Here is an 18,360-nt window from a genome sequence, read left to right on the forward strand (position 1 = left end):
TTATGAACCGACAATCTGATTTGCTATCTGAACTATGTGATTTTCTATATCCTCGTAGTCCATATTATGGGCAATTTAAACCAGAGTATTTAGTATTTAACGCTAATCTTCAAGATTTTTCTCAACGGGTAAACTACATTTGCAGCCTCCAAACTAGTGGTAAACTTTCCCCAGAAGAGGCTTACAAACAAATTCACATCCTCTGGAGACAGTTGAAAAGCGCCAAAAAAGAATTGTAAATTCGCTAGCTAAATAGAATGAAAATTGTATCCGCCTGCGATCGCAGTCCTTGCAACGATGAGTTCGGCATCCACCAATTAGCTACATTCACTGGATTGATATGGGAATAAATTTCTGCTAAGAAAAGGGTTAAGGATGTAAAAACAACAATAATTTACACCTAAACTCCTAACAGACGCGATTAATCGCGTCTCTACGTTACGTTATGCTTCTTCTGAATTTTCTCTTTTATGTCCTGGGGATGCTTCGTAAAGTGCATCAAGATGTTGACGCGCATCTTCAACGTTAATCGAACGCATTACCAAAAGTGGCTCTTTAATTAAGTTACCCGCGTTATCTAATAACTCTGGATGGGGTACAAACTGTCTTTTTGATGAATAATAACCATAATTGCCTTGATTATTCATTGGCGAAGAATTTGTTGGGTAAGTTCGATCACGATCAAAACTGAACATGATCAAGTTACGAATTAAGTTGCCAACAGCGATGAATGCAAGGATTGTAAAAGCCAGAATGTAAAGCAGATGTAACATTGGATTTTCCTCCAGGACAGTAATTTTTTAAACTTTATTTTGTAAACGCTTTGCTTCGCCGACACTGTGACTCACAGTTAAGACGAGTATTTTACGCACCTTTTGGTGCTATTACATCTATATGGAGCTATTTGTCAACCGTTGTTCTACTTACGGTAGCATAGGATACATTATTTTGTTAATCCAAAAAGTGTTAAGAAGTTGTTAAGAATTTTGTACTATTTCTTTAACGACTGATTTACCGTCTTTTTAGGAGACATAGCTGAGTAGTCTGCCGAAATTTAGCAGATGCTCCTAGTTACAGCTTATGCTTCACGTCCTTGACGAAAGCGCATTGCAACATTCCAGCATTCTGTAACTAATTCATGCCAGGGCATTAATGTTGCCATATCAATCCCGACTTGTTTATCAGTAGCAGCAAATAGCATCTTCGCCGTATTTAGTTCATCTTGCGCTTGCTTAACCCGCAAGAGTAAGTCAGATTGCTCTTGGTTACTCATAAATGATAGTTGCTCAGTTTCGAGTAAATGGCGCGATCGCGTAAACCAATGCTGAAAATCTTCTAGCAGGGGTTCTAAAACCGTTTTCAGCAACTCAGTCCCTGGTACATTTGAGTCTGGCATAAATGAGAAGCATATTTCAAGTTTGCTTACTAATATTAACGTTATTTACGTTTCTTAACACTTTTTTGATTTCTCTCATAATTCCGAGATGTAAAAATTTGTAACAAAGAACACAGATTTCATTATATAGTCTTGATATTCGGTTTGTACAGTTCCTTTGGAGAGGCATTTATAGGTATATATGCTATAAAGTTGCAATTCATCAGATAATTTAGCGATGTCTACGCGTACGCGTGCAATCCTGAATTTGACACTCAGGTAAGTAATCAAAAATTTATCTTTATCCCGGATTAAAAATTAATCTCAGTAGTGAGAATAAAGTCGAACTGGCCAAAATCAAAGTCGTTATAGTTGAATAAGCCTACAGATTCAGATAAATCACCTTTTGTAATCACTTCGCCAACAGTTCAGCAGCCAATGTCGCCAAATTCATCAAATCAGTCAGAACAAGTTGAAAAAATTTATTTACCGCGTACCAGCGAATCGGAGAACTTAAAAAAGATTCGCCACACTGCTTCCCATGTAATGGCAATGGCAGTACAAAAGCTGTTTCCCAAGGCGCAAGTTACAATCGGCCCTTGGATTGAAAACGGTTTTTACTATGACTTCGACAATCCAGAACCTTTTAGCGAGAACGATCTCAAAGCCATCAAGAAAGAGATGGTGAAGATTATCAATCGTAAACTGGTAGTAATTCGGGAAGAAGTCAGCCGCGAAGAAGCCCAACGCCGGATTCAGGAAATTAAAGAACCTTACAAGCTAGAAATTCTGGCAGATATCAAAAACGAGCCAATCACGATTTACCACCTGGGGAATGAATGGTGGGATTTGTGTGCAGGGCCTCATCTGGAAAATATCAGTGAATTAAACCCGAAAGCAATTGAATTAGAAAGCGTTGCTGGCGCTTATTGGCGTGGAGATGAAACTAAAGCCCAATTACAACGCATCTACGCTACAGCTTGGGAAAGTCCAGAACAACTCGCTGAATATAAGCGACGCAAAGAAGAAGCGCTGCGACGAGATCACCGGAAACTGGGTAAGGAACTGGGATTATTTATATTTTCTGATCTAGTAGGGCCGGGTTTACCTTTGTGGACACCCAAAGGCACTGTGTTACGGAGTACTTTAGAAGACTTCCTGAAGCAGGAACAGTTAAAACGGGGTTATTTATCTGTAGTAACGCCTCACATTGCCAGAGTCGATTTATTTAAAACCTCTGGACATTGGCAGAAATATAAAGAAGATATGTTCCCCTTAATGGCAGATAATCAAGAAGATGCTGCACAGGAACAGGGCTTCGTGATGAAGCCGATGAACTGCCCCTTTCACATCCAAATATATAAGAGTGAGTTACGCTCTTATCGGGAACTACCGATGCGACTAGCAGAATTTGGTACTGTTTACCGCTATGAACAATCAGGGGAATTGGGCGGTTTAACACGTGTGCGCGGTTTTACTGTGGATGATTCTCACCTGTTCGTTACCCCAGAACAGCTAGATAGTGAGTTCCTCAGTGTGGTGGATTTGATTTTGTCGGTGTTTAATAAGCTGCAACTGAAGAACTTTAAAGCTAGACTCAGTTTCCGCGATCCTGCTAGTGATAAGTACATCGGTTCTGATGAAGTTTGGGACAAAGCCGAAGGTGCAATTCGCCGCGCAGTTGAAACCTTGGGGATGGAACACTTTGAAGGTATTGGAGAAGCGGCTTTTTATGGCCCCAAACTTGACTTTATCTTTAGTGATGCTTTAGATCGCGAGTGGCAATTAGGAACTGTGCAAGTAGATTACAATTTGCCAGAACGCTTTGATTTGGAGTATGTTGCCGAAGATGGTGTTCGCAAACGCCCAGTCATGATTCACCGTGCGCCTTTTGGTTCACTAGAACGACTTATTGGGATATTAATTGAAGAATATGCAGGTGATTTTCCTTTATGGTTAGCGCCAGTGCAAGCTAGATTACTACCAGTAGGTGACACACAGTTAGATTTTGCTAAAGATGTGGTGGCGAAGATGCGTGCATTGGGTATCCGTGCAGAAGTTGATACTAGTGGCGATCGCTTGGGTAAACAGATTCGCAATGCAGAGAAAGAAAAAATACCAGTAATGGCAGTTGTGGGAGCCAAGGAAGTGGAAACCAACTCCTTGAGTATACGTACCCGCACCTCTGGAGACTTAGGTAGTATTTCTGTTGATCAAGTTGTGGATAAATTACAAGAAGCTATCGCTAACTTCGATAACTTTCACATCAATGTCACAAGCGCAGATTAACTTCAAGTTTAAAGACTCATCAGCAAAGAAACTAAGCTAAAAATCTTTTAATTTGCATCCTAAAAAAAATGAATTTCTTGTGGGGTGGGCATCTTGCCCGCCCTAGTTGTGCAAATTAAATGCGCGACAGCTTACTACGAGGTGGGAAAATCTCTACTTCCCTATTCTGACAAAAGAGAAACTGGAGTTAAAGTCTTACGCCAGTGTTTCACTGCTTTTTGCAATTCTTTCGACAACCAGCGATCAAATTGGGGATAAACTGGCGATCGCGGCACCAATTCCCACCCCGCAGGCTGTAAAATTTCTCTTAATGCCTGTTCCTGAACATGAGGATAATCGGGATTCACTTCATCTTTTGGCCCTATTCCCCCCAAATCTCGCGCACCAGCTTCAATACAAGCGAGTAACCATCGGTGATCTTTAACTAAATTCGGCGGAATTTGAATAGTAATATCTGGCGGTAAAATCTGACGCGCCCTAAAAATGACTTCTGGTAACTGATGGGGGTCAAAATGTGGTGCATCAAAGGTTTGCTGATGTCCAGGACTATGAGGTTGCAGGATAACTTCTTGAATGTGGTGATAACGTTGATGCAGTTCACATATAGCTGTTAATGTTTCCCAGCAATCATCTACAGTTTCCCCAATTCCCAACAGCAACCCCGTTGTAAAGGCAATCTGTAACTCTCCCGCCCATTGCAATTGTTGTAAACGAACTTCTGGTAATTTACTCGGTGCGTGACGATGTACACTATTTAACAATGTTGGCGTTAACTGTTCCAACATTAGCCCCATTGAAACATTTACACATTTGAGCTTTTGCATCTCCTTAAAACTCAGAGGTCCTGCGTTTGTGTGTGGTAAAAACCCCATTGAAAGCGCTAATTCACACAAATCATAAATCCGCTCAAACCACGCCTGACGCTTTGGCGAATGGGGATGCACTTCACCACTAAGTATGAGGATTTCACAGACTTTTTCGCTTTGAAGTGGTTTTAAAATACTTTCTGCATCTGAAAGACTCATCCAGGGACTTTTACCCGGTTCACTACGAAAGTTGCAGTAGCTACACCGATTAAAGCACTCGTAAGTGGGAACGATTGTATAAGCAGGGCTATAGGTGACAATACGAGAATTATTAATTGGCATAAGCAGGTTAAAAATTAAAAATTAAAGACATTTCAGACGGGGATTTAACCCCGAATGAAAATGATACTACATATAGATGTAGGGGTCTTTAACTCTTGATTTTACGATAGAAAATTTGCTCTTAGTTAAGAGGCTCCAGCCCTATTTTAATGGTTGAAACCTTTACTACAAACTTTTAATTATTCACACCCAGTTACTTATTAGAGAAACAATAACTATTTTACTTTGTAAATTTCTGGTAACTGCCACCAAGAAATATGGGGATACTCATGATGTTCCTCGTGGTAGCCGAAATGATAGCACGTAATAAATGACCACCAAATTGGACGGCTAATCGTTTGGGCACAATGAGGCTGAACATAACCTCCGATTGGTTCGCTATGTGGGAGGAAAGTACCAAAATAAAATAATTGCAATGAACTTAAAAGCGAGGGAATTACCCAAAAGTTTGTTAGATTATCACTGGGTATATGGAGTATGTATTTAGCAAAGTTATAAATAATAATGAGGGCAATTATTTGTCCCCAACTCCAGTAACCTTTCATAAAATGGAAATACCAAGCAAAGAAGTTTTTGTATTTACCATTATGAAAATCAGGGTCTCCTTGAGTTGCTGGATTGTGGTGATGTAACCAATGCTTTTTCAATAATTTTTTATATGGTAAAAGACCATAAAGAGATAGGGTTAATGTCCCAATAAGATGATTAATTTTGGTGTTTTGAGGAAATACTACCCCATGCATAGCATCATGAGATGTAATAAATAATCCCGTATATAAAAATGTTTGCCAAAGTATGATAGGCAGTAGCATCCAAAATTCTAATTTGGAGATATTAAGAGGAAGTAATAAACTCAGGCTAATTACCCATACGCTAACAATTACAATAGCAATCAAAAGTCCTTTAAACTGAGATTTACTTTTAACTACAGGGGTCAGTTTTGTTTGATGACTGGGTGGTTGTTCTAATTGAATCACGCTTTTACTCCGCCTAGTATTCAGATGAAAGTTCCTAAAATATAGTCACCAGAAAAACCACAAACTACCAGCCAGAAGACTCTATTAGTGGTTAGTGCTTTGCATTGGATAGTGCCAATACTTTAAAATGTTTATAAATATTAAGATACTTTAACTATTATTACACATAGAAGCGTCAAACCAAAAACATTTTTTGGTTTGATGGTTGATTTGCATACGTGACAATACTGATAAATATCGTGATTGTAGGAACTAGTGTTATTAATATGGTACTTTGTAAACAGCCGAAGCCAGGGAAAAAGACTTTAAGGGACTGACAAATAAAAAAACATCACAAATTTTTTGTGGAATGTGTGTCCCCACCCGTCCCAGATTTAGGGCGCTCATGTTGCCCACCCCACAAGATGGATAATTTATTTATTGTCAGTCCCTAACATAATTAGCGGTAAGTAGGAGCAATTCATGAATTGTCCCTACTTTTTGTGATTCTGCGTAAGTTCTATAGACGGATATTCAAAAATAAATGGTATGAGTCGTATTTCAAATATCAAAAAAAATCTAAGGAAAGTTAGAAGGTTTCCTGAGTGTTATTGTTCAGACTAAAAAAGAGCAAATAATAATATTTTTCAAACTTATAGTGTAGCTCCGAATAAGCTAATGGGTTGGAGTTGTGTAGGTTGGGTTGAGGAACGAAACCCAACATTTCTTGGGCTTTGTTGGGTTAAGCAAAGCGCAACCCAACAAAGCAATTTTTCACAAAGCCAAGCGCATTGACTTATAGTATGGCTCAGAATCAGCTAATGGGTTGGAGCCACTTAGTATAAGAGAATGACCATTGGTTTATAATGACTCGCACTCGCGTTTAGTCACATAGTGACGATAGCGAAACATCGCTTCTAGTTGGGCTTGCACTAGCCAACCACTGATAAATTCAACTGTTCCTCCACCAGGCATGGAAAAGGAGATAGCATCAGTTAACCTAGTTTTGCCATCTTCCGGTTCAAATTCATGTCGATGTACCCAATACTCAAAAGGGCCAGATATCTGCTCATCGGTAAACAGGCGATATTTTTCACATTCAGTATGACGCGCTAACCAAGTTAAGGGTAATGGGCCGAGAAACAGACGAAATTCGGTGATAGCTCCCACGTTCAGCCCCCCTTCACGACGAACCACTTGGACTGGCTGCCAAGGTGGATTCAAGAGTTGCAAAATATCTGGCCTTTCGTGAAATTTCCAAACTACTTCTGGTGACGTATTAATTATTGAGGAATGTTTAAAGTGCAGCATGGAAAGAAAAACCTAAAATTCAACTTTCGGATTCGGTATCAATTTCGATATCTAGGGTATCTTCATCAACCCGCACATACAAAATATTTGGGTTACAACAAACTTGACAATCTTCAACGTAAGATTGCTGTCCTCCAGCACTCAAATCAATAAAAGTTAAGTTTGGTTCGCCGCAATAGGCGCAGTAATACTCAGCTGTGTTTTGCATCAAGTTTTCAAGGTATTGGGGACTGGGTATTGGGGACTGGGTATTGGGTACTGGGTACTGGGTATTGGGTATTAACTTTTAATTCCTAGTCCCCAGTCCCTAGTCCCCAGTCCCTAGTCCCCAGTCCCTAGTTCCTAGTCCCCAGTAATGGCTGTAGTTCTTTTGGGGATGAATTGATATAACTCTTAGCATCAGCCAAATGCTTTAGTAGTGTAGACTGTGGCAGAGGCCCTTGCAAGTGGCTCCAGGGTAATACTTGTTCTGTTGACCATTCGGCGTGGACGTAGAAATCTAAGTCGGGGATTTGTCCTTTGAGTTGTTTGAAAGCACGTTTGTAGCTACCTAAGGAATCGCCAAAGTCACGAGTAAGTTCAAGAAGTTGGGAGAGTCTGCGATCGCCTCTCGATAACAAAGCCTGTATAATCGACCAATTATAGCTTTCTGGGCGAAACTCTATCCCCTGTGGTTTTAGCTGTTTTTGCAAAAACTGTAACCGCTTTTCGGCTTGGCGATTCACCCCAAACCATTGAAACGGTGTGTGTGCTTTGGGTACAAAGGTGCTGCATCCGTATGTTAACCGCAATCCCGGCGCAGCTTTTTTGATATTACGCATCATTGCCACGGTTTGTTCTAAATCTTCTGCTTCTTCACCGGGAATTCCTGCCATTCCGTAGAGTTTCAAGCTTTTTAATCCGCCAGTTTTGGCATTGACGGCTGCTTGGATGATTTCATCGTTATGCAGCTTTTTGTTGACGATTTGCCGGATTTTCTCAGAACCACTCTCTACAGCAATGGTAAGCGATCGCGTGTCTCGTTTCGTCAAAGTTTCTGCTAACTGGACTGTTACGGTATTGGTTCGCACTGAGGCAATACTGAGACGGACATCATCATACTTTGGTTGACTAATATAATCTAGCAAGGCCTCAAATTCTGGATGTTGAGTTACTGAAGCCCCTAATAATCCTAGCCGATTTGTGACTTCTAAACCTTTGGCGATCGCTGGAATTAATGAATCTTCTAGACTGGCTGTTCTAAAAGGTAACGTGAGATAACTCGCCAAACAAAAGCGGCACATTTCTGGACAACTTCTCACCACTTCCACCATGTAAATATTTTCCCATGCCGCTTTTTCGGTGACTACAGTTGAGGCTGATAGGGTATTCCCTCGATAAGTTTGCTTTTGCACCACTGCGGGAATTTCGGGAGAAATTGGTTTAATAGACTTTACTTCACCATCTCTAGTGTGATATTCCACCTCATACAAACTTGGTACATAAATTCCTGGTATTTGTGCAAGTCTTTTTAGCTGAGTTTGTCTTGAGGTATTTCTGACTTCTTTGTAAGCCTCAATAAAATTCCCCAACAGGGTTTCGCCATCCCCCAGCAAAACGACATCAAAAAAATCTGCAAAAGGTTCGGGGTTAGCTGTAAGAACCGGGCCACCACCAAAAATTATCGGATGAGAATTATCACGAGAGGTTCCTCGAATGGGGATTTCTAAAGATTCCAGCAAATTTAAAATATTCACATAATCCAGTTCCCACGAAATAGAAAATCCCACAATTTCTGGTGTTCTAGGGAGTTGTTCGTGAGTATCGGTAAACAGGCGACTCACCTTCACATCATCACGCATTGCAAAATTTGCCCACACCACCTGATAGCCAAGGCTTGTGATACCTACGCTGTACTCATTGGGAAAGGCGAAGATTATGGGGATAGCGTTGGTGTCTGGGCTGGTGGGTGTAAATAGAAGGCGTTCAGAATCAAAAACAGATGATGTCACAGGGGTTTCTTTTGGGTGTTTGAATCAATCATGCAGTCTCATATAATTCGCGCCTACACAGCCAAAACCAACTGATTTTAGTCCGCGCAGGTGTATGAGAGTTTGTATAGGCGCAACTTACAGTCACTAGGACTTCTTTATCTATATTTAATTTTAAGCCATAGAATTATCAAGTTAAAAAATAGTGTGACAGCATTAGCCAAAATGATCGGCAATTGTTTCAGGATAATTCCATATATAAGCCATAAAAATATCCCGGTATTGAAACAAATCAACATAACAAAAGAAACGTCTTTCGCTGATTGATTTTGCCATATTTTAATCATCTGGGGTAAGAATGAAACCGTAGTTATAGAAGCGGCAAGTAATCCTAGAATTGTAACAAAGTCCATGCGGTTTAATCCTGGTAAACACTACCCTAACTTAGTACCATTGCTGAAGATTTTGTGCGGTTAATGTCTATATTACTACTTTTATATTACATGAAGGTTGCCAACTTCTAAATCAGCTCGTAGTTATCTCTCGTTTTTATGATGGCATTTTAATTTTTGATTCAGCCCTTATTGTTCGGTTTTTTGAGATCAGCTTTAGTCCAACTGCATCTTTGTTTAACAAATACTCTGCCGCCTCATACCGCTTTATATAGGAATCATATTTGATTTCTGAAAAAATCTCAGTACTATTGTAGGGTGTGTTAGCAGAGCGTAACGCAATAGTCTAAGCTTGTGGTGCCCTCGGCGCTAAGAGGTTGTTTGAAAAGTCCTCAACTTGCTGAAGGACTTAAGAAAATTTGGGTATTGAAGTTATAGATGTTATGACAGAATAAAACCGACTGTAATTATGAACACCCAAATAACACCCCAACTACCAATTCCCCGACACTTTAACCCTGAAGAAGTGGGCGAAGTTTCGCGCGTACCTTACCAAGAACGTGCCACCGAAGCTGAAATCTGGGCAAAACAACACGATATCAAACCAGCATCTTTAGATAAAACCCGTATTTGTCTATTGTTAATTGATGTCCAGAACACCTTCTGTATCCCCGGCTTTGAATTATTTGTAGGTGGAAAATCTGGTAATGCGGCGGTGGATGATAACGTCAGGTTATGTGAGTTTATCTATCGTAACTTGGGAGTAATTACAAAAATTGTACCCACTCTGGACACCCACACAGCAACGCAAATTTTTCATCCGATCTTTTGGGTGAACGCTGCGGGAGAACATCCAACTCCAGCAGCTACTAGTATCACACTAGCAGATATTCAACAAGGTATCTGGAAAGTCAACCCAGCAGTTGCCAACAGTGTTACTAATAGGGATTATGAATTATTAGAGAAACACGCCTACCATTATATTAAGCAACTCAGTCAAGACGGTAAATATCCCCTCACTATTTGGCCTTATCATTCTATGTTGGGCGGTATCGGTCATGCTTTAGTTTCATCGGTAGAAGAAGCAATATTTTTCCACGGCATTGGGCGTCAGAGTCAGGCACAATTTGAAATTAAAGGCGAAAATCCTTTAACAGAAAACTATTCTATCTTACGTCCAGAAGTGTTAGAAGATTTTGAACAACGTCCACTTGCTCAAAAGAATACGCGCCTGATTAAACAACTTTTAGAATTTGATGTTGTCATTATTGGTGGCCAAGCTAAAAGTCACTGTGTGGCTTGGACAATTGAGGATTTATTAACAGAAATTAAACAGGTAGATGCTACCCTTGCGAGAAAAATCTATCTACTAGAAGATTGCACTTCTCCTGTTGTTGTCCCTGGTGTTGTGGACTACACAGAACAAGCAGATGCAGCATTTACAAGGTTTGCAGAGGCAGGAATGCACATCGTCAAATCTAGCGAATCCATAGCATTTTTTTAACGCAGAGGATCGCAAAGGTTTCGCAGAGGAACACAGAGATATCCTCCGCGTTCCTTTGCATCTCTCTGCGTTTCAAAACAAACCTCATTTCTTCAAATAAGCTTTGGGATCTTCCGCTACCCAACCTAGAGATGAGCTAGAACGCACTTCAAAATGGAGATGCGGTTGACTGGAACTTGGTTTTCCACTAGTGCCTACTGTTCCTAGTAAGTCTCCTTTTTTCACTTGCTGACCGACGGTAACTTTGATACTGTCAAGTTGGGCGTAGCGGCTTTGGAGTCCGCCACTGTGGTTAATAATGACTAATTTGCCATAAGAGCCTTGATCGCTGGCAAAGGCTACAGTTCCAGGTGCGATCGCTAGCACATTAGTACCAACTGGTGCTAATAAGTCAACACCGCTATGGAAGAAAACTTCACCTGTCCCAGGATTAATTTGCCAACCGTAAGCTAATCCCACATTTACCACTTGTGGCAAGGGATATCCAGACAGGGATGCACGGTTTGGTGTACCTGCATCAGTAGGTAAAGGAGACTTAGTTACAACACCATTAGGCGACCAATTTACCCCCGGAACAAAGACGATCCTGGGGTTTTGTTGGCAGCCATTCACCTCAAAAAGGCTATCAGCACGAACTTTGTATTGTGCCGCCACTTGTCGCCAAGTTTCGCCGCGAGGCACTTCCACTACAATCCCATTGTAGGGAGGAATTTGAAGCACACTACCAACGACTACGTTGGAACCCGCCGCTCCATTCTGCAAAGCTGGATTCATGCCAATAATAGTTGTAGGTATGAGGTTGTAGCGCTGCGCTATGCTCTCCAAAGTTTCGCCACGAACAACTTTATGGCGTTGGAAGCGAGATAAAGCTGGAGTTGGGCAACCACCGACAGCAGCGTTAGCACTGTTCAAGTTTGGCGGTATGCTTACTAGGCCCAAGGCGCTAACTAAGCTACAGAGAAACAGTTGACGAAAGGGTAAAGTCATGTATACAGGTCAATAGCGCATTAACTTTAAATTTTAGATGGGAAGAGTGGGGATTGGGGAGTGGGGAGATGAGGAGGATGAGGGAGATGAGTTAATAACCAATGCCCAATACAACTCTTGGAGAGGCTGCGCCAACGGCTTCTCGTAGAGACGCTGTTCGCGTTCGCTCAGTACAAGTGCCCCATGTCCAATTTCTAGTAAATTGATCTGTCCACTTGCCGTTAGCTTGACTACACTTAGAAATTAGCAACTGCATTGCTGTCCTTGAGCAGAATTATTATGAAGTTATCTTTAAAACAACTGGGCGTTTATGTGTTCTTGCTGGTGTTCGGCTGTGGTGCAGGTTTGTTTGGTAGTCGCTATCTCCTGCTACAAAATCCCTCGTTTCAACAGTTAAGAAATGTGACAATGGCTTTGCCTCCAGAATCCGTACCTCAGAATTCTCCTAACGCACAGATTGGGGCTACCGGGGGCGATAATGTGAATTTTATTGCGACGGCTGTGCAAAAAGTTGGCCCGGCTGTGGTGCGAATTAATGCCACTCGCAAAGTCGCCAATCCGATCTCTGACGTATTAAAAAATCCCCTTTTGCGACGATTCTTTGGAGAGGATGAGCAACCAATTCCTGAAGAACGGATTGAGCGCGGTACAGGATCGGGATTTATTTTGAGCGAAGATGGAGAATTACTCACTAACGCTCATGTGGTAGCAGATACAGATACGGTACAAGTTACCCTCAAAGATGGTCGAAGTCTAGAGGGAAAGGTGGTCGGAGTTGATTCTGTGACAGATGTGGCAGTCGTGAAAATAGATGCACATGATTTACCAACTGTAAAGCTGGGCAATTCGCAAAACTTGATCCCAGGAGAATGGGCGATCGCTATTGGCAATCCCCTGGGTTTAGATAATACTGTCACTATGGGCATCATCAGCGCTACAGATCGCACCAGTACTCAAGTTGGGGTGCCAGATAAGCGAGTCAGCTTTATCCAAACTGATGCCGCCATTAACCCTGGTAATTCTGGTGGACCCTTGTTAAATGCCCAAGGGGAAGTCATTGGGATTAACACTGCTATCCGCGCTGATGCTCAAGGACTCGGTTTCGCCATCCCCATTGAAACCGCCGCCCGCGTCGCCAATGAACTTTTTACCAAAGGGCATGTGGAACATCCCTTCTTGGGTTTTGAAATGGCAGACCTTTCTCCCATCAGAAGACAGCAAATTAATCAAGAAAATCAGCTAAATATTCAGCAGGATGCTGGAATTGTCATTAGAGGAGTCACAGACGACTCTCCAGCCAAGGAAGTCGGACTACTTCCCGGAGACGTGATTCAAAAAGTTAACGGTAAACCAGTCAAAACCTCAGCCCAAGTTCAGAGGTTGGTAGAGTCCAGCAAAGTTGGGGACATCTTAGCGATCGAAGTCAACCGCAGTGGTAAAATTCAAACCTTCAAAGTAAAATCAGCAGCTTACCCTGAAAGGAAGTAGTCAATAGTCAATAGTCCCAGAATGTTTGACTACTGACTATTGATTATTGACCATTAGACAAATGCTCTAACTGCATTCTTTGTTCCATCTGGCGCAGAAAATACCCCGTCATCATGGCCGACGCTAGAAGCCCAGCTAAGTTATCCCGATCTGTTGTGATTTGCACGTTGAAATTTTCTGCGGGGAGCATTCCCACTAGCCCCTGGACATTTTGCGAGATAATTTGTTTAATTTCGGGGCTGGCGGACTGAGCAATCCTCGCTAAAACATCAGGAGACTGATGCTGTAGATATTTGAGCAACTGATTGGGGTATTCCTCAGAGTGGTCGGAAAGAAGTTGATTAGGGTGTTCCTCGGAGTTGTCATTCAAAAAGTCAGGATTAAACACCATTGGCAGTTTTATTTAGCTTAATTGCTAACTCTACTCTAAACCATAGTACAAGGGTAGCGCATTCACCACGGGTATTATATTAAGTCCTAAAGAGGGCATTGGGCATTGGGCATTGGTGATTAGTTTATTCCCTATTCTCTATTCCCTTTAGTTCTAGTTCTAGTTCTAATTGCTCTTCCTTCTGGTTGGTGGAGAGTATTTGCGGAAGTTGTTCGATTTGGAAATACTGATGAAATTTTGGGGTTACTTGGAGTGAGTAAGAGCGAGAATCGCTGTCTCGGCGCTTTCGGATGAAACCGAGTTCGACGAGTTCTGGAACGTGTTGATATACCCCTGAACCGCGCAGGTTAATCAAGTCACTCTGGAGTATCGGACTATTAAGGGCGATCGCTGCTAAAGTCCGCAATGCTCCTACACCCAATTCTACTGGTATCATCGTTTGCACTAAATCATGAAAATCAGACCGTAGTTGCAAACTGTAACCATCTGGAGTTTCTATGACCTCTAGAGCGCTATCTCGGTGGGCATAGTTGTCCATTAGTTCAATTATGCCTTCCTTAACACTGGCGCGATCGCAAGCGGCATACTCGGCGATTTCGCCGAGCGACAAGGGTTTACCCTTTAAATAGAGAATTGCTTCTATCTTCGTCGCTGTGGCTGTAATCATTTAATCATTGGGCACTTGTACTGAGCGAACGCGAACAGCGTCTCGTAGAGAAGCCGTTGGCGCAGCCTCTCCAAGAGTTGTATTGGGCATTGGGCATGGGGTATGGGACATTGGCAACTGATAATTAACAAGTGTGTGGGATTATATACTAGTAAGCGAAATATGTCAAAATTATACGGATAGTTATTTCCTCTCGTCCTGATCTTTCCCTCAAAAGCCTCTAGTTGTGAGAATAAATTCTGCGATCGCTAAATCTTGTGGGGTGGTCACTTTTAAATTTGTCTCCTCTCCCTCGACAATTCGCACTTCAATACCACACTTTTCAAATAAGGCGGCATCGTCAGTTACTTCCCAACCTTGACGAACACCTTCAGCATGGCACTGTTTCAATAACTTGACATCAAATCCTTGGGGAGTTTGTGCCGCCCATAGTTTTCGTCTATCGGGTGTTTCTTGAATTATGCCTTGTTCATCAACAACTTTGATGGTGTCTTTGACGGGTACACCAGCAATTAAGCCGGGACAGTGGCCAATGGCCTCGGCACAAGAGTTAAATAAATCTGGTGTGGCCAGGCATCTCGCTCCATCATGAATCAAAACTTGTTCTGCGGCTATTGGTAGCGCCTGCAAGCCGTTGTAAACAGATTCCTGCCGGGTGGAGCCACCTTGAATAAATTCCACTGGTTTAGTCAGCTTCAGATCGGCGATAATTGCTTTGAAATCAGACCAGTCAGCAGGTTGAGAAATAATCCCGATCCAACTGATTGTAGTGGCGGCTTCTGCGGCTAATAGAGTCCAAGCAATAATTGGTTGCGATCGCACTTTCAGCAGGAGTTTATTACGGTTACTCCCCATTCTTTTTCCTATTCCCGCAGATGGAATTAGTAAATACACAGAATTCCTCAATCTTTAAGCTATATATTTTCCCCTAAAATGGGGAGCGAGTAAGCGTCAATAAATATTATGCGAGTAGTAGCCCTTGTACCTGGCGGAATTGGCGACCAAATTCTCTTCTTTCCGACCCTAGATGACTTGAAGCGCCATTACCCTAACGCTCAGATCGATGTCGTTGTTGAACCCCGGTCAAAGGCTGCATACCAAGTGAGCAAGTCAGTTCACGAGGTACTAAACTTTGATTTTCAGGACCGTAACAGTCTGGCAGATTGGGGTAACTTGGTGGGCACCATTCGCGATCGCGAATACGATGTTGCCATTGCTGTTAAGCAAAATTGGTTGGTGGGTCTTTTACTCTGGTTGACGGGGATTCCTATACGTATTGGCTATCAAGGTAAAGGATCGGGTTTTTTTACCCATGCTGTACCGTTCAAACTATCCCAGTATGCGGCAGGACTATACCACGATTTGCTGCAACCATTGGAAATAAATAGCCCTGTGCCAGAGTTAGCAGTAAATGTGCCAAAACCAGATATTGAGTGGGCACAAAAGGAACAAAAACGTTTAGGGGTGCATGAAACAGGCTATATCTTGATTAATGGCGGTTCTGGCCAGTTATCCCAGGCTAAAGAACCGGATAAAATCTACCCTGTCCAGAGTTGGCACCAAATTATTCAAGCCTTCCAACACAAGCAACCGGATCTGCCTGTGGTGGTGATTAAGGGACTTGATGATGAGCAGTTTGTGCGATCGCTTCTGGAGTCTTCTCCAGATATCAAAGTAACTGCCCCAGATGATATTGGCAAGTTAACTGCCATAATTGCCGGGGCAAATTTGTTGCTGTCTACTGATAATGCGGCACTACAACTGAGTGTTGCTGTCCAAACCTATACCATTGCCCTATTTGGTCCCACCAATCCAGCGAAGTTGTTGCCGAAAAACGATAAATTCCTGGCCATTGAATCCCCCACGGGAAAAACGGCGGATATTTCACCAAACGCAGTTTTAGAGAAAATTTGGGGTGGCTAAAGCAGTAGTTTTTTGAAGAAGAATTCAGAAATCAGCGCTCTGGGGACTGGGTACTGGGTACTGGGGACTGGGGACTGGAGACTGGAGACTGGGAAGAGTTTTCTTCTCGTGCGATCGCTTCGCTGCGGGAACAAAACAAGGTTTTGTTCCCAATCCCCTTCCAAGTTTTCCCAGTCCCCAGTCCCCAGTCCCTAATCTCCAGTCCCTTTTTGAATTCTGGCAACTGGCGCCTTTATTCTTTCTTGTTAAAATATCGCAAAAAAAGCATCATCTAATTCGTAACCCAGCATTTGGGCCATAGACTTCAGCCGCGAGAGGCTGGGAATATCCTGCTGTTTGAGCCAATCGGCTAAAATAAAGATTTTGTGCATCAAAAATATCTCTAAGGCTTCAGGATTGTACTGAATGCCTTCTTGAGAACTAAACTGATGTGGTACAAGCATGGCGGCGTAACGAGCGAATTCCCCAGCTTTCCAATCTAGTAAAAATGGCAACCAGGGGTATTTGGCATCTAGACGCACAAACCACAGCCGTACCTCTGGAATTTCTGAGAGTTCCCTCGGATCGCTAGGTTCGCGATCGTAATTGATATCAAAGCGTAGCTGCTGTTCATGGGATGTAACCCCATCTTGCAGCAGTTTTTCAATCACCGTTGACGCAGGCGACAGATCCAGATTGTTAATGAAGTCATTATTGAGTGCGATCGCAATTGTCATTGATTCAGCAGCCACTTTCTTGATGCTCAACTGTAGGATCGACAATCTACAGTAGCAGCTTTCAGGTATTCACGCTACATAAACATTAAGTAGCACAAAGACTTCTTCACAAATTAATTAGTATTTATTGATACTTTTTTGCTGATAATTTGCTCAACCCATACAAGGTTTATACACAAGTGCCACCTTCTAAAATTTCTTTGATACTTTTGCTTAATTTTCCCTGGTCATAACAAATTTTTAATTGTAGGGTGCGTTAGCTGAAAGCTAACGCACCTGAAATCCTGAAATTATGGATGGTGCGTTACGCTCTGCTAACACACCCGACGTTAATTTATATTTGTTTACATATATTGAAATTTTCTTGCCTACTTACCTAATTTAAATAACTAATTACTACACCATTAACATGGTATGACATTAAAATCAGCCTACTTGGGAAAGGCAACGCCTCCCCAAGGTGGACATTTACAGCAATTTTAAGTTAAAGTTGTAATGAGTTTGTTTTAGATTAAGGTCTGACAAAGTAAGCATCAACAAGCAAAAAAATTATTATCGCCACCTGTCACTTCCGCAGCATCAAAAGCCAAAACACAAGCACAGGTAAAAGAGCGGTGTGCAATATCATTGCATATATTAAATAACCAATAAACATTTATACGGGAAAATTACCCCAACAGTTAAGAAGCTGTAATATGCAAAAACAAACAATTACTACAAAACCAATTCGTTCTTTAGAAGATGCGCTTGAGCGCTGTCAAATCCTGGGTATGCGCGTCAGTCGTCAGCGTCGCTTTATTCTGGAGTTACTTTGGCAAGCAAATGAACACCTTGCGGCGAGAGAGATTTACGATCGCTTGAACCAAGAAGGCAAAGAGATCGGTCATACCTCTGTTTATCAAAACTTAGAAGCATTATCAAGTCAAGGCATCATTGAGTGTATTGAGCGCTGTGATGGTCGTTTGTACGGCAATATCAGTGACTCTCACAGTCATGTCAACTGTATAGATACAAATCAAATTCTCGATGTTCATGTAGAACTTCCAGAAGATTTTATCCGCAAAATCGAAGAACAAACAGGAGTGCGGATTACTGACTACAGTATTAACTTTTTTGGCTACCGCAATCAGGAAGAGGGTTAGGGATTGGGGATTGGGGACTGGGGACTGGGGACTGGGGACTGGGGACTGGGGACTGGGGACTGGGGACTGGGGACTGGGGACTGGGGACTGGGGACTGGGGA

The 18,360-nt window shown here is 42.1% G+C and carries 21 protein-coding genes; 6 read left to right on the plus strand and 15 right to left on the minus strand.

Annotated elements, in window-relative coordinates; translation table 11 throughout:
• Positions 1-2: 2 nt before the first annotated feature.
• Positions 3-239 carry a DUF7219 family protein gene (locus V7K50_RS12065; RefSeq protein ID WP_334960279.1) on the plus strand — a complete coding sequence of 79 codons (237 nt, stop codon included), beginning with the start codon at positions 3-5 and terminating at the stop codon, positions 237-239.
• 204 nt (positions 240-443) lie between these two features.
• Here the strand turns inward: V7K50_RS12065 and V7K50_RS12070 are convergent, their stop codons facing one another.
• Complete coding sequence (locus V7K50_RS12070; protein ID WP_334960281.1) at positions 444-773, minus strand: DUF2973 domain-containing protein; 330 nt, start codon at positions 771-773, stop codon at positions 444-446.
• 305 nt (positions 774-1,078) lie between these two features.
• Positions 1,079-1,396 carry a DUF2605 domain-containing protein gene (locus tag V7K50_RS12075; RefSeq protein WP_334960282.1) on the minus strand — a complete coding sequence of 106 codons (318 nt, stop codon included), beginning with the start codon at positions 1,394-1,396 and terminating at the stop codon, positions 1,079-1,081.
• Positions 1,397-1,813: 417 nt separating this feature from the next.
• On the opposite strand from V7K50_RS12075, the gene thrS reads away from it, so the two are divergent.
• Complete coding sequence (thrS, locus tag V7K50_RS12080) at positions 1,814-3,664, plus strand: threonine--tRNA ligase (RefSeq protein WP_334960307.1); 1,851 nt, start codon at positions 1,814-1,816, stop codon at positions 3,662-3,664.
• A gap of 161 nt (positions 3,665-3,825) precedes the next feature.
• On the opposite strand, the gene cofG is transcribed toward thrS, so the two are convergent.
• From cofG to V7K50_RS12110, 6 genes are all read right to left on the minus strand, one after another.
• Positions 3,826-4,812, minus strand: a complete 987-nt coding sequence (cofG, locus tag V7K50_RS12085; RefSeq protein ID WP_334960283.1) for a 7,8-didemethyl-8-hydroxy-5-deazariboflavin synthase subunit CofG — start codon at positions 4,810-4,812, stop codon at positions 3,826-3,828.
• Between the two features lie 215 nt (positions 4,813-5,027).
• Positions 5,028-5,789 (minus strand): beta-carotene ketolase CrtW, encoded by a 762-nt coding sequence (crtW, locus tag V7K50_RS12090; protein ID WP_334960285.1) that lies wholly within the window; start codon positions 5,787-5,789, stop codon positions 5,028-5,030.
• An 840-nt stretch (positions 5,790-6,629) separates the two neighbouring features.
• A complete protein-coding gene (locus V7K50_RS12095; RefSeq protein WP_334799844.1) occupies positions 6,630-7,079 on the minus strand; it encodes an SRPBCC family protein in 450 nt (149 codons plus the stop codon).
• 19 nt (positions 7,080-7,098) lie between these two features.
• Positions 7,099-7,287, minus strand: coding sequence for a CPXCG motif-containing cysteine-rich protein (locus tag V7K50_RS12100; protein ID WP_012411100.1), 189 nt, complete (start codon positions 7,285-7,287; stop codon positions 7,099-7,101).
• Positions 7,288-7,414: 127 nt separating this feature from the next.
• Positions 7,415-9,070: a B12-binding domain-containing radical SAM protein gene (locus V7K50_RS12105; RefSeq protein ID WP_334960287.1), complete on the minus strand. Its 1,656-nt coding sequence runs from the start codon at positions 9,068-9,070 to the stop codon at positions 7,415-7,417.
• A 137-nt stretch (positions 9,071-9,207) separates the two neighbouring features.
• Positions 9,208-9,462, minus strand: coding sequence for a SemiSWEET transporter (locus V7K50_RS12110; protein WP_334960289.1), 255 nt, complete (start codon positions 9,460-9,462; stop codon positions 9,208-9,210).
• Positions 9,463-9,910: 448 nt separating this feature from the next.
• On the opposite strand from V7K50_RS12110, the gene V7K50_RS12115 reads away from it, so the two are divergent.
• On the plus strand, positions 9,911-10,945 hold the full coding sequence (locus V7K50_RS12115) for an isochorismatase (protein WP_334960291.1): 1,035 nt from the start codon (positions 9,911-9,913) through the stop codon (positions 10,943-10,945).
• Positions 10,946-11,029: 84 nt separating this feature from the next.
• Here V7K50_RS12115 and V7K50_RS12120 read toward each other — a convergent pair whose 3' ends face one another.
• The gene (locus V7K50_RS12120; RefSeq protein WP_334960293.1) at positions 11,030-11,932 is read right to left on the minus strand and encodes a M23 family metallopeptidase; all 903 of its coding nucleotides are present in this window, start codon (positions 11,930-11,932) and stop codon (positions 11,030-11,032) included.
• 91 nt (positions 11,933-12,023) lie between these two features.
• The gene (locus tag V7K50_RS12125; RefSeq protein WP_334960295.1) at positions 12,024-12,188 is read right to left on the minus strand and encodes a hypothetical protein; all 165 of its coding nucleotides are present in this window, start codon (positions 12,186-12,188) and stop codon (positions 12,024-12,026) included.
• Between the two features lie 23 nt (positions 12,189-12,211).
• Between V7K50_RS12125 and V7K50_RS12130 the strand changes: the two genes are divergently transcribed.
• Positions 12,212-13,420: an HhoA/HhoB/HtrA family serine endopeptidase gene (locus V7K50_RS12130; protein WP_334960297.1), complete on the plus strand. Its 1,209-nt coding sequence runs from the start codon at positions 12,212-12,214 to the stop codon at positions 13,418-13,420.
• Between the two features lie 43 nt (positions 13,421-13,463).
• Here V7K50_RS12130 and V7K50_RS12135 read toward each other — a convergent pair whose 3' ends face one another.
• The 3 genes from V7K50_RS12135 to ispD all read right to left on the minus strand — a co-directional run bounded on the left by V7K50_RS12135 (position 13,464) and on the right by ispD (position 15,372).
• Positions 13,464-13,811, minus strand: a complete 348-nt coding sequence (locus V7K50_RS12135) for a DUF760 domain-containing protein (protein WP_094333219.1) — start codon at positions 13,809-13,811, stop codon at positions 13,464-13,466.
• A 124-nt stretch (positions 13,812-13,935) separates the two neighbouring features.
• A complete protein-coding gene (scpB, locus tag V7K50_RS12140) occupies positions 13,936-14,478 on the minus strand; it encodes an SMC-Scp complex subunit ScpB (protein ID WP_334960298.1) in 543 nt (180 codons plus the stop codon).
• Positions 14,479-14,688: 210 nt separating this feature from the next.
• Positions 14,689-15,372: a 2-C-methyl-D-erythritol 4-phosphate cytidylyltransferase gene (gene ispD / locus V7K50_RS12145; RefSeq protein WP_334960300.1), complete on the minus strand. Its 684-nt coding sequence runs from the start codon at positions 15,370-15,372 to the stop codon at positions 14,689-14,691.
• A gap of 69 nt (positions 15,373-15,441) precedes the next feature.
• On the opposite strand from ispD, the gene V7K50_RS12150 reads away from it, so the two are divergent.
• Complete coding sequence (locus V7K50_RS12150) at positions 15,442-16,401, plus strand: glycosyltransferase family 9 protein (RefSeq protein WP_334960302.1); 960 nt, start codon at positions 15,442-15,444, stop codon at positions 16,399-16,401.
• Positions 16,402-16,432: 31 nt separating this feature from the next.
• Here the strand turns inward: V7K50_RS12150 and V7K50_RS12155 are convergent, their stop codons facing one another.
• Positions 16,433-16,624 (minus strand): hypothetical protein, encoded by a 192-nt coding sequence (locus V7K50_RS12155; RefSeq protein WP_334960304.1) that lies wholly within the window; start codon positions 16,622-16,624, stop codon positions 16,433-16,435.
• A gap of 22 nt (positions 16,625-16,646) precedes the next feature.
• Positions 16,647-17,117 carry a CRR6 family NdhI maturation factor gene (locus V7K50_RS12160; RefSeq protein ID WP_334960309.1) on the minus strand — a complete coding sequence of 157 codons (471 nt, stop codon included), beginning with the start codon at positions 17,115-17,117 and terminating at the stop codon, positions 16,647-16,649.
• A 695-nt stretch (positions 17,118-17,812) separates the two neighbouring features.
• Here V7K50_RS12160 and V7K50_RS12165 point away from each other — a divergent pair.
• A complete protein-coding gene (locus V7K50_RS12165; protein WP_334799833.1) occupies positions 17,813-18,259 on the plus strand; it encodes a Fur family transcriptional regulator in 447 nt (148 codons plus the stop codon).
• Positions 18,260-18,360 lie beyond the last annotated feature (101 nt).

This window comes from Nostoc sp., assembly GCF_036917135.1.
Classification (GTDB): domain Bacteria; phylum Cyanobacteriota; class Cyanobacteriia; order Cyanobacteriales; family Nostocaceae; genus Nostoc.